Source organism: Bdellovibrionales bacterium (genome assembly GCA_016714165.1).
Taxonomy (GTDB): Bacteria; Bdellovibrionota; Bdellovibrionia; order Bdellovibrionales; family UBA1609; genus JADJVA01.
Genome location: JADJNU010000004.1, coordinates 148,079 through 160,176, shown reverse-complemented (window position 1 = coordinate 160,176; position 12,098 = coordinate 148,079). Strand labels below are relative to the sequence as shown.

Annotated in this window: 11 protein-coding genes and 1 tRNA gene; 3 read left to right on the top strand and 9 right to left on the bottom strand. The window is 46.0% G+C overall.

The window, feature by feature from the left end; translation table 11 throughout:
• Positions 1-56: 56 nt before the first annotated feature.
• The gene (locus tag IPJ71_17760; protein MBK7845495.1) at positions 57-359 is read left to right on the top strand and encodes a hypothetical protein; all 303 of its coding nucleotides are present in this window, start codon (positions 57-59) and stop codon (positions 357-359) included.
• A 325-nt stretch (positions 360-684) separates the two neighbouring features.
• Here the strand turns inward: IPJ71_17760 and IPJ71_17755 are convergent, their stop codons facing one another.
• The 5 genes from IPJ71_17755 to IPJ71_17735 all read right to left on the bottom strand — a co-directional run bounded on the left by IPJ71_17755 (position 685) and on the right by IPJ71_17735 (position 4,988).
• Complete coding sequence (locus tag IPJ71_17755; protein MBK7845494.1) at positions 685-996, bottom strand: hypothetical protein; 312 nt, start codon at positions 994-996, stop codon at positions 685-687.
• Positions 997-1,101: 105 nt separating this feature from the next.
• Positions 1,102-1,371 carry a hypothetical protein gene (locus IPJ71_17750; GenBank protein ID MBK7845493.1) on the bottom strand — a complete coding sequence of 90 codons (270 nt, stop codon included), beginning with the start codon at positions 1,369-1,371 and terminating at the stop codon, positions 1,102-1,104.
• Between the two features lie 835 nt (positions 1,372-2,206).
• Positions 2,207-3,022: a replication protein gene (locus IPJ71_17745; GenBank protein MBK7845492.1), complete on the bottom strand. Its 816-nt coding sequence runs from the start codon at positions 3,020-3,022 to the stop codon at positions 2,207-2,209.
• A 442-nt stretch (positions 3,023-3,464) separates the two neighbouring features.
• Positions 3,465-3,540: transfer RNA gene (locus IPJ71_17740), tRNA-His, on the bottom strand.
• 134 nt (positions 3,541-3,674) lie between these two features.
• Positions 3,675-4,988, bottom strand: a complete 1,314-nt coding sequence (locus IPJ71_17735; GenBank protein ID MBK7845491.1) for a FecR domain-containing protein — start codon at positions 4,986-4,988, stop codon at positions 3,675-3,677.
• Between the two features lie 350 nt (positions 4,989-5,338).
• Here IPJ71_17735 and IPJ71_17730 point away from each other — a divergent pair, with 350 nt between their 5' ends.
• Entirely contained in the window at positions 5,339-6,001 is a 663-nt protein-coding gene (locus IPJ71_17730; GenBank protein MBK7845490.1) for a hypothetical protein, read from the top strand.
• A 168-nt stretch (positions 6,002-6,169) separates the two neighbouring features.
• Here the strand turns inward: IPJ71_17730 and dnaK are convergent, their stop codons facing one another.
• The 4 genes from dnaK to IPJ71_17710 form a co-directional block, all read right to left on the bottom strand.
• The gene (dnaK, locus tag IPJ71_17725; protein ID MBK7845489.1) at positions 6,170-8,074 is read right to left on the bottom strand and encodes a molecular chaperone DnaK; all 1,905 of its coding nucleotides are present in this window, start codon (positions 8,072-8,074) and stop codon (positions 6,170-6,172) included.
• An 87-nt stretch (positions 8,075-8,161) separates the two neighbouring features.
• Positions 8,162-9,259 carry a molecular chaperone DnaJ gene (gene dnaJ / locus IPJ71_17720; GenBank protein ID MBK7845488.1) on the bottom strand — a complete coding sequence of 366 codons (1,098 nt, stop codon included), beginning with the start codon at positions 9,257-9,259 and terminating at the stop codon, positions 8,162-8,164.
• Between the two features lie 218 nt (positions 9,260-9,477).
• Entirely contained in the window at positions 9,478-10,257 is a 780-nt protein-coding gene (locus tag IPJ71_17715) for a hypothetical protein (protein ID MBK7845487.1), read from the bottom strand.
• A gap of 259 nt (positions 10,258-10,516) precedes the next feature.
• Positions 10,517-11,062 carry a prepilin-type N-terminal cleavage/methylation domain-containing protein gene (locus IPJ71_17710; GenBank protein MBK7845486.1) on the bottom strand — a complete coding sequence of 182 codons (546 nt, stop codon included), beginning with the start codon at positions 11,060-11,062 and terminating at the stop codon, positions 10,517-10,519.
• Positions 11,063-11,668: 606 nt separating this feature from the next.
• Between IPJ71_17710 and clpS the strand changes: the two genes are divergently transcribed.
• Positions 11,669-12,091, top strand: a complete 423-nt coding sequence (gene clpS / locus IPJ71_17705; protein MBK7845485.1) for an ATP-dependent Clp protease adapter ClpS — start codon at positions 11,669-11,671, stop codon at positions 12,089-12,091.
• Positions 12,092-12,098: the final 7 nt, after the last annotated feature.

Sequence of the window (12,098 nt, the reverse complement as noted above, 5' to 3'; positions counted from 1 at the left end):
GTGATCCGCGACTCTGCCGCCGATATAAAACGTCTAACTAACCGCCTCCTCGGGAAATGCCCATTGCGGATGACAAGAAATGCATGATTCTCAATCCGGCATTGGAAAAGATCCTGCTTAAACCATTTTTAGAGACATCATTCAGAATAGAAATTTTGGACCATCAAGGCAGTCGGCCTAACTACATATTGTTGCGAACTCCGGAAGTTTTTGCCGAGGTGATCATTTATGCCGACGAAACGGAGTTAAATGCGGTCTTCTCCAATTTGATCAATAATGCCAAGGAGGCCTACACTGACGAGTTTGGCGTTGTGCACATGATGTGCGAAGTCATCGATGACAATGTGTTATTTCCATAAGGGATTTCGGTTGTGGCATTCCCTCAACAGATCCCTGGAAAAAGATTGGAAATGAGGAAATCACTCATAATAAAGTCAATGGCGAAGGCATTGGATTATTTCATGCATATAACTCTTTGAGGTCTGGGGAGGAAGAGTTGAAATTGAATCAGCTATTGGCAGGGGAACGACCGTAGGGCTGATATTTCCTTACATTCTCAGGGGAAGCTTTTCTCCAGATTCCAATCCCCACCTCGATCAGCGAATCCCTCCATGAACGCCAACAGGCCGAGTAGGATGGGCAGTTCTTTGTTGCCCGCTTGGCGGCTTGGCCATTTGGCCCCATTTAAGTGGAGTCCTTCACTAAGCGCAGTAGCGGGCGTGCACGACGACGAGCGCCTCTATCTCGCCTGAGCTTGGTCTCTTTCCGAAGCCTTGAGGCCAAGTGATGCACGATGACAATGTTTGAGATTTGCAAAAGGAGGCGAAGTGCAACCATAGACCAGGTATTGACGATTTGTGTCTCTGAAGCGGTCGCCAATCGAGACATCCTGTCAGCATCAAGCCGAGAGAGTTCGCTGTTGAGCTTGTCCTTCTCCAAGGTCATACGACGAACCAGGGTGATTCTCCGAAGCTTCAGATTTTCGTCAATGAGCACATTGCGTTCTTTGATTCTTGCTTCAATGCGAGAGATTTGTGTTTCAATGGCGGCCAGCTGGTCAATGGCCCCGTAACCCTTGCCAATGACACCGGAACAGAACGACTAGGAAGAATAGGCAAACAGGAGCAGGATGAGAGTTTTTGAGGCGATTTTCCAGACAAGTTTTGACGGATGAATCACCGAGAAAGCCAAAAGCAAGAGTTCAACAATGACTGCTGCCAATATTGAAGATTCAACATTCGCACTGTTTGAACGATAAAAGTCAAACGCTTCGCTCAGCAAGAAATAACTGATTGATATAACTAGAAATACCAAGAAGGCATTGGTCAAAAATTCAACCCAAAAACTTTGACCAGGTTTTGAACCATTCAACTTTGAGTTTGAATATTCAAACAGGGGAAGTTGACTTGATTCGCTGAGGCTTTGATTTTTGTTTTGTCCATGGTGCAAAGTGTGTTTCCGGATGGTCCTCCGATCTAGAAGGCGATCCCGGTTTTGAGTGTACTAATTGGAGTTATAGGTTCTTCGGCAAAAGGTTTTCATTTTATCCCTCCTTGGAATTGCTTGGACCTTTTCTGAGATCTTCCTCCTGACCAGAGCATTTGGTTGAACTTTGCCGCTGATATTGAATCTCGAGTTTGAGCAAGAAAGGCCGCTTTGGCCATGTCGCAAATAAGTCCAGAGTAACCACTACAAAGACCCAGGGACAAAATTTGCGGAAAGCTAAGAAAAGAAAATTGATGGATTTCATTTGAGTCTCCTTTGAGTATTCTTGGTGTTGTTAACAAGTGGCCACTTTTGCTTGTTGGCATTCGATCGTTTTCCACCACTCTGAAATGGCAAAGATACGTCCCACGATTTGAGTTGGGTTAAATCTATTCCGGCAGATTTCGTTAATTTTAGCCTGTTGCTCCTCGGTGAGGGATAGGCTCTTTCAAAGGCTTGGGCCTTATCAAGCCACTGCTGAGCCTCCAGTTTTTGAGTTCTAACTCTTCATTTTTTGCTGAGCATCTCGGGATATTCGAGTCTCGTTCAAGGAGTTCATCTTGCGGCTCGAACAACCTCCTGGAGCACCCCATTCATGGCTTTTGACAGGTAGGCCATTGGCGAGTGACAAACCTGAAACTCACCAGACTGGCCGGCTCTTACTCGCGGCCTTTGAGCAAGGCGAAGCAATCGACAATGTCTTGAACCTGGTAGTCCTGTCTCAATTCTTGAAGAACTTTCCACTCTCTCTCTCGCTTTTTGAGGGGTTTGAGATTCTGGAAGTAGTCCTGAAGGAACTTTGGAAGTTCAGAGAGGAGTTATTGTTTTTATATTTATTAATATCTTTAAAGAGGTCGAATTTGGAACCTCCCCTGGGTTGAAGTTGTGACCTGGGGTGAGGTGGATTTTCAGCCACCGGGTGGGCCGCAATTTTTGCCGTCTCTAAACGACGTGTATCTTTAGAATCAGCATTGCCTTTGTCTGTTTCACTTTCTTTCTTGGTCGGTCTATCGGGCCCTTCCCAGGCCTCTGGTAAAATGAGGCCAAGCATATTCGGACGATATTGATTGCCTTGTTGCTTTTGAATGAGACCCTTTTTGACAAGTCCGGATACCGCATCAAGGATAGCCGCTCCACGCAAGCCTGTTTGTCTCTCTAGAACCTTTTTAGATAGAGGGGCAAACTCCCGCCGAAAGGAAATGGTGAAGCGAGCAATGATGAGAGCCACCTTGATTTCATTTCGAGTGAAATCCCCTGTCACAAGTCGCATCAGAACAGGATTGGGAATGCGGGTATAACCCTTCTCAAGGCCCTCCACGGCTCGTGATTCTAAGGCCACAGAACTGTCTTGCTCAGTCACCCGCCGAACATGCAGTTTGTGTTCTTCGCTTAATTCAGATCCGACCTGGGTCGGTTTTTCGACCAGGGTTGATTTTCTTACCTGCGTAACTGTAACTTCATTTTGGTTTTCTGATAAACTCGCTGCCCGAATGACTCGTGGGGCGAGAGTCCTCGTACTGAGGGTATTGAACTTCATTGGTCCTCCATTCCATTTGACACTGGTGGGACCCTTGATCGAAGATAATGGGGTACCTCCAGCAGCTGCATCCCGCAGCTTCTGTTAATGAATGATCAGGTTTCGGTCATTTAACGAGTTCGAAACCCGATCAGGTTTGAATTTGAAAGCCCACGGGTTGCAGCCCATGGGCTTTTATTTTTTAAAATTGATTATGAGATTGTATTCACTCGGTGCCTCCTTTAGTTCAACACGCGCCGGTCCCTGATACTCAGGAAACTCTGCGAACACGTATTGCTAGCGACACCTTTCGTAGGACAAAAATAGGACAAAAATAGGAAAATCCCGAAATCTCACGACTGACTGGGAAATGTCGAAGCTGCGATCTCCTTGATACCACTTGCTTCTAAATCCTTAATTTTCATTTACATTCCTATTTTTTTGAATCTGGGGCTCTAAAAATTGGGGCGACCGACGGGGCTTGAACCCGCGACAACCGGAATCACAATCCGGGGCTCTACCAACTGAGCTACGGCCGCCACAGAATAACAGTGACTGTTTATAAAAAATTGAACTCCAAATATCAACTTAGTTAAATATAATACAATGCATTAAGATTCTGTGCTGGCAATAATATCTAGGTATTATTCACATGGAGTCCCTAATGGAGTCCCTAGTAGTCGCAAGGTCCAACTCGAACACCCTTCGCCTGGCATTGCTCATGAAAATTTGCAGGAAGCCTTGTCTCATCAGCCCATTTTCCGTTGGCATCGCAACGTCTTCTTAGACAATTGACCTGAGGAAGATCAGTGCGGCAGTTCTTTTCGCCCTTTGGATTGTTTTCGCAAACCCAGTAGCATTGATCCATTTCAGCTTGAGGCGATTGACAAACAGATTTTGAGGCCCCTTTTTCCTGCATGGAGACTGTCTTTCCTTTTGGTTTCTCTCCGACGGACGATTCCCAATCCAGCTGTTCAATTTCTTTGGCACTCATCTTATGAACCGGCGTCATGTATCCACGAGCTACAAATTCATTGATCTCTTTGTCAGAAAAAACTTCTGAACTATTCGCTTCAACAACATAACTTGCATAGGTCCCTTTGCTGACATCCAAAGATTGCGATTGGTCTGCATTAGCCAGAACTACAGATCCCGTCAAAGTTTCAACTTTAGTTATCTCCTTGTGCCCAATATTAAAACTGACCACAAAGTCAGTTCCTCGCACTCCGGCAACAGCACTCTTTGTTCGAACCTTGAAGTAAGAGCTTGTATCACCCTTGTACTTTTGCTTAACTTTGCTCCTCACCTTGCCCTTGATCAAATCTAGCAGGGCTCGCCGATCTAGCTTGGAATCAGACTCATATTCCGACATCAGAACTTCCGACTGGGGCTGAATATGAAGTTCATTCGCATCCTGAAATTCTATCCTGATCTCAGCCTGAGCCTCGGTCTTTACTTTGTCCTTCGTGTGCACAGATATTCCGACACGAACTGAGTGCTGCTTTCCAGAGGGTTCCACGAGCCAGGATTCGCCTTTGCTCCACCTAACCTTTCCGATTTCACCGCCGCGAGGTAGGGATTCATTGGCAGCCGCTGCTGAAGCCGGAGTTCGATCACCATCAGGGACCTCCGAAGCCCCTTTCTTCTGAGAAACCTCGCAGCCAGGTGGGATTGGATCCTTCAATTGACAACTTGGTCTCGAACAACTGCGAACTCTGTTATTTCCACACTTTTCCGAATAGAACGTCAGGCCTGTTTGGTTTTCGCATGAATTGCAGTCAAGCTTTGGACAATCGCATGGATCTCCCGAACTGGCATATGATGGAACGCAAACTCCAAATACCAAGATGGCCGCCAGTACCAAAAAGTAAGATGGCAATAAACGCGAAATTCCAAAATGGGACAATTCTGGCCTGCCAGGGCCACCGTCACTGCCAATAGATACAAGCCCTCTCTCATGGATTTTCTCTATTATGCACTTAATCATGACTTATCTCTCCAACCTTCCAACTCAAGATGGCTTGATGCCGACAACAAATGGATACAGTCGCATCCCACTTGAGTTTTTCGACATCTCCCCTCTGCGACCTTAGTACCATTTTGAGAATTTCCGAAATATAGATAGATAATTGTCTCTGTTCAGCTCAATCGCAGGAGCTTATCAGCAGACAAGTCCTGAAGACCTAAAGACCTATATTTTTTTCATATAGCTCGGTATATGTCCCATGAAGAATAATTTTAGTTACACGTTCCCAGAAGGCAGAACCTCGCCGCTTGTCTAACACGGCAGTCAGAGTTATGGTTCCGCCCCTAGGAACAATGGAAAGGAATGAGACAATGAATTTGGACAGACCATCCCTAAGACTTGCTGTTTTTATCTTGAGTCTATGTTTTGCGACCAAAGCGAGAGCTCTCTATTCAGTCATGGAGACTGGAGATATCCTCTCTGAAGGCTCATTTAGGGCGGGCCTAGAATCTCAATTTGTCTCTGACGGAGATAGGGGTGTTAATTTGATTGGCCGATTCGATTCCTGGTTTAACCAGGACGCCAATCTGAGAGCCGTCATAGGCTCCGGCACAACTGATTTTTATGCTGGTGGATTTTTCAAATGGATTCCATATCCAGATACAGAGGGCCAGCCAGCAATCGGGCTCTCCTCGGGTATTATCTATGCAAGATACGACGGATTTGATTCCTCAAACAGAAATGAAGACATCGACGAAATATCTCTCCGCTTTCACCCTCTCATCAGCAAGAAAATAAAAACAGAAATTGGTGAAATGAATTCTTATGCTTCCATTCCTATTGGGGTTTCATCCAGAGAGGGTGAAGGAAAATTCCCTGTCCAACTGGCCGGCGGCGTTGAATGGAAAACCGAGCAATGGAAAAATATCACATTTACAGGTGAAGTTGGCTTCAATGTACATGAAGCCTTCTCCTACTTTTCCGTCGCAGCTCGCGTCCAGTGGGACGAAGAAAATGGCCTGTCATTTGATTAACTGAATGAATAATCGATACGTCTGATTGAATGATTAATCTGATTGATCGATCGGATATCTCAATCTCGCTCGAAAAAACAGCGGAGGAGCCCCACCCTTGTAAAAGGATGGGGTTGCCGTTCTGTCCTCGCTCTGCTACAGCAAAGAAAAGTTAGCTCTGTTAATCAATTAATTGACGTCCTTGTATTCTGCATCAATGACATCACCTGGCTTGCCGTCACCCGAGCCTCCAGCTCCACCATCAGGAGCGCCGCCACCACTCGCCTTGCCTTTTTGTTTTTCGTAAAGAAGACTGCTCAAAGTTTGACTTGAATTTGTCAGACGATCAGTTGCTGATTTAAGATCACTCACCGAAGCCCCTGTATTGTTCAGAACTCTTTTTGCGTCCTCAATTGCGTCATCAATGGGCTTTCGATCTCCATCATTAAGGTTAGACTTATTATCGGCGACCAATTTCTCAGTTTGATAAATTAAATTGTCCAAGCTGTTACGATGAACGATTGTTTCTTTCTTTCTTTTATCTTCATCAGCATGAAGTTCAGCATCTTTCACCATACGCTGAATATCATCCTCAGAAAGCCCTGATTTAGCTGTGATCTTAATTGCCTGTTCCTTGCCCGTCCCAACATCTTTGGCAGACACATTCAGGATACCGTTTGCATCGATGTCAAAAGTAACCTCGATCTGAGGCATGCCACGAGGAGATGGAGGAATTCCAACTAACTCAAAACGTCCCAGCGCCTTATTGTCACCTGCCAGCTCACGTTCGCCCTGCAACACATGAACATCGACGCTTGTCTGATTGTCAGCTGCCGTAGAAAAAGTCTGACTCTTCCGAGTTGGAATTGTCGTGTTACGCTCAATTAACTTCGTCATCACTCCACCCAAGGTTTCAATACCCAGAGACAAAGGAGTAACATCAAGGAGAAGAACATCTTTTACATCGCCCGCAAGCACCCCACCCTGAACAGCGGCTCCAAGAGCCACCACTTCGTCAGGATTTACCGAACGATTTGGCTCCTTTTTAAAAAAATCCTTCACAGCTGCTTGAACAGCAGGAATGCGGGTAGAACCTCCCACCAACACGACTTCATCGATATCCGATATAGACATACCAGAATCGGCCAAAGCCTTCTTGCAAGGCTCCATGGTCCTCTTCACTAAATCCCCTGTTAACTGGTCAAACTTAGCCCGAGTCAATTTCATGTTCAGATGTTTCGGACCAGAAGCATCTGCAGTGATAAATGGAAGGTTGATTTCTGTTTCCTGGGCGGAACTCAACTCAACCTTCGCCTTTTCAGAGGCCTCCTTCAGTCGCTGAAGCGCCATCTTATCCGAGCGCAACTCGATTCCCTGATCCTTTTTGAATTCATCCATAATCCAAAGAAGAATGCGTTCATCAAAGTTGTCACCACCCAAGTGAGTGTCCCCGTTCGTCGCTTTAACCTCCACAACATTATCGCCAACCTCAAGAATGGAAATATCAAAAGTACCTCCACCCAAATCAAAAACGACAATTTTCTGGTCTTTTTTCTTATCAAGCCCATAAGCGAGAGCCGCTGCCGTTGGCTCATTGATGATCCGCTTCACTTCGAGACCCGCAATCCGACCTGCATCCTTCGTCGCTTGACGTTGAGCATCATTGAAGTAGGCTGGAACTGTGATCACCGCCTCGGTCACCTCATGGCCTAAATAATCTTCTGCAACCTTTTTTAGTTTACCCAAAATCAAAGCGGAGATTTCCTCCGGAGGGACGGCCTTACCATTGATGTCAAAAGCAGAATCCGTACCTTTCTTAACGACCTTGTAAGGCACCAGCCGACTCTCCTCGGAGACTTCCTCCAAACGTCGACCGATAAACCGCTTCGCCGAAAAAATCGTATTTTCAGGATTTGTCACTGCTTGGCGCTTGGCAATCTGACCCACTAACTTTTGTCCATCTTTAGTGAACCCAACCACTGAAGGAGTCGTCCTCCCGCCCTCTTCATTAACGAGAACCTTCGGCTCTCCGCCCTCCATGATAGCAACAACAGAGTTCGTCGTACCTAAATCAATCCCAATGATTTTTCCCATACTCACATACCCCTTATTCTAAAAATTTTACTCTTCACGTACCTAATCTGGGTCGCCATTTTCAGCCGTCAAGATGTAAGATTGAATTTAAAAACCAAACAGACCTTTGCCCTCAGATACTGACTCACCTTTACTCCCAGCAATTTCACGCAGGAGCTGCTCTTCCTTTTTTCCCAATTTCTTTGGTATCTTCACTTCAATTTCCAAAATCAAATCGCCACGACGCCCTCCACGAAGTGAGGGGAAGCCCTTGCCGCCAAGACGAATTCTGTCCCCGCTCGATGTCCCTCTCGGAATCTGCACCTTTTCCTGATCTACCACAGACTGGAAGTTAACCTCCGCACCTAAGAGAGCCTGGAGATAACTAATCTCTAAGCTCCCAATGAGATGTTCTTCCTGCCGTCGAAAAGACTCTTCTTCCGTCACATCAATTTCGACATACAAATCGCCACTGGGGCCTCCCAAAAAACCGCCTTCTCCTTCATTCGACAATCTCAACTGAGTCCCCTTATCAACACCTGCAGGAACATTGATCATCATTTCGCGATTTTTCTCTATCCGGCCACGACCATGGCAGTGCCCGCAGGGGTCTCTGATGACCCGCCCCTGCCCTTTGCAGTCAGGACAAGTAGTGGCCATTGAAAAAAAACCCTGACGCCGAACAACTTGCCCAGACCCCCCACAAGTCAGACAATTCTCCGGCTCTGTTCCTGTTTTGGCTCCGCTCCCGCGGCAGGGATCACAATCAACTCCTGAAAGAAACTCAACCTTACGCTGAGCCCCCAACATCACATCTCGGTAACTGATTTCCAAAAGATACCTGAGATCACGCCCCCTTCGAGGACGATTTCGCTGCTGAGTCGACCGCTGAGCTCCTCCACCAAAAAAGTCGCCAAAAATATCACCAAAAGCACTAAAAACATCGTTCACATCGGAAAATCCTGCCCCGCCACTTTGTGGACCGTCAACTCCTGCTCGACCAAATCGATCATAGCGAGAACGCTTATCAGGGTTTCCGAGAACCTCATAGGCCCGAGCGGCCTCCTTAAATTTCTCTTCGGCGGCCTTATCTCCAGGATTTTTGTCAGGATGAAACTGCATTGCCATTTTTCGATAGGCCTTCTTAATTGTGGACTGATCTGCCTCGCGACCCACTCCAAGAACCTGATAATAATCTCCGCTCATATCCCACCTTTAATAAAATAATACGCGAGGCTCCGAATCGGGCCAGACACACCCCCCAAACCTGGGATTTTCTCAAGCTACGTCAAGGCCAACAGGACGAATATTCTCATATTTTAACTAAATGACCCATAATATCGACAGGGGATTTGAGATGAACCGACAAAACCATCAGGCGTGCCCCAGAAGCCAAGTTTTGTCGGGAAAGACACGGGGTCCTTCTATTTCTTTAAATCCGGTGAGACAGATGGGTTTACCGATGAAAGTCCTCTTTCCTTGTGGAGGATTGCCTCAACTTCTGCCAACCTCTGCTTTGCACGCAGAGGCACCTCATCAGGAGGAAATTTTTGTATGTATTCCTCTACCACTGCCTTTCCCAGCTCAGCCAGGCCGGCCTGGGAATAAACATGGGTTGCCAGGAAATAGACCCAGGCAGGGGCCCCCGAATCTCCCGCTTGCTTAAGTAACCTGGCCCCTTTCTCTAAGTTTCCTGTCTCAAAAAGCGCATGATAGGCAGCTGTATAAGAGATCTGCCAAACTCGAGGAAAGGCAACAACCCCTTTATCAAAAATGATCTCCGCTCCCTCCCGGTCGTCAACAAGGATGCTCAGCCCTGTCGCCCCCATGGTGTACACGATTTCAAACTTTGGACTCAGATCAGTTATTTCATCTAGCATGTGAAAGGCCCAGCCCTTCTTACATTGGGCTGGCGACTTTGGAGCACCAGTGGGATCCGTTTGGACGGGCGATTTGGGCTCATCAAACTGACTAACCTGGGCTGTCACGGATGTCGCCCCACAAAATTCCATGTCCTGGATGCTTCTGATCCAGAGACTGTCGGCAATGGAGTCCCCATAACCAAAAGTAAAATGCTCGATGTTTTCAGGAGGGAGAAGCGTTGGATGGCGATCCACTGATTGATTCGCAACCTGTAAACCGAAATAATACGTCCCGCAAAAAGATCCGAAGGCTGCAATCAGATAGCACAAAACAGTCTTCATGTCCCTTTTCCCCCGAGCCCAAAAAGAATAATAGGACCAATAATAAAAAAATATTAATAAGAAGAAGAACCGATCCAAAACCTACGGACCCAACTCCCCAGCTATGATGATTCCACAGCCGCCAAAAAGTCACAATTCATTTTACTTAATCAAAATAAAAGCCCGCTCACACACCGACCCAAATAAAAAACAAGGAAGCACTGAAGGCTTCCTTGTTTCGAACTAACTCTTCCAAGAACAGACCTGCTGAAAAATCGGTCTACAGATCTACGATAGAGTTAAGAAGAGTTTTATCTTCTGCCATCGACCAAGTGTCGCGAACGGCATCGTCACCATCAATATCGCCAGCTGCGATAGCTGTGAAAACAGTTGTAGTGGGAGGAACGTCACCGGCGATAGCGACGAAGGCAAGACCGAATGGAGTTTCTGTGCAGGTTGTAGAAGCTGGGCAATACACAGAAGTATTGAATTGAACAGAGGCCGCACCAGCTGCAACTCCTGGACCTTGATAACCGATGATATTAGCCACGCCACCAGCAGAAAAACCAACTCGGAAGCGCAAGTTACCGTTGGGGTCATATCCGATATTTCGGAAATCTCCAAGATAAGTTCCCCACTCCATTTTGTAGGTCTTCTCAGCAGTGTACAATCCTGAGAGAAGTGTTTTTGCTTCGGATTGTCTCGCTTTGGCCTGAAAACGCTGGAAGCTTGGAACTGCAACCGCAGCCAAAATACCAATGATTGCAACCACAATCATGAGCTCGATCAGAGAAAAGCCCTTTGCGTTATTAGTGATTCTTTTCATTATTCCTCCTTATTACGTTCTGGCTTATTTCACCATACAGTTTTAGTTTATCTACCCTCTTACTTCATACTTCTTATTTCAAAATTTAAGATTCTCACTTCTTCTCTTATTTTCTTTCTCTTAATTTTCTTTTTTCATCTCGATCTGCCTCTCCCTATCGAACCTTTAAGAGATTTTCTTAACCAGAGTCTTGATTATTCTTAGGAGCAAACTCGATGCCGAAAATGTGTTTTGTTTTGAGTCATCTTTTTTAAATCTGAAACAGATCGCTTTCTTAATCATATTTCATCTTGAGAATACTCCACCCAGTCACCTCTTACGTAAAATGAATATACAGTTTCCAACCCCTCGCAAATCGGGAGTTTTTCGGTTGAATAGAAGTTTATGGCATCTCTCTAACAGGGGGAAGTGACAATATCCGTCAATTTCATCAGTCAGGTGCCGGACCCATGTCCTGAAACGGTGCAAAGACAGGATTTAACTCCACATGCATTCCGGCCCTAACTCCTCTTTACAAAAGCAGAATTGGACTCATAATAAGTCGGGTGGAGTTCCGTGGTTTTCTTTGGCATCCCGATTTTCGGGGATCAATTGGGGAGGAACGAAATGCGAATCTGGTCCAAAGTCTTAGTTGGCATTCAGGCTTTAAGCCCAGCATTGGGGGGTGGTTTGCCTCCAAGTAGAATCGATGGACATCCTCTGTTAGGTGCGGATAACGATGTAGGAGATATTGGATCTCAAACTGGAACACTCACCAAATCGAGATCTAAAACAAAAGAACCTTCCCTCTATAAGGTTGTTCTTCTCAACGATGACTTCACCCCCATGGACTTCGTTGTGCAGATTTTAAAAAAATTTTTTGGAAAATCTGAGGCTGAAGCCAACAATATAATGTTGCAGGTCCACAATCAGGGAGCTGGAATTGCGGGGGTTTTTAGCCACGAAATCGCTGAAACAAAAGTTTATTTGGTCCACGAGTACTCGCGCCAAAGTCAACATCCCCTAAAATGCGTTATGGAGAAGGCCTAAGAGGAGA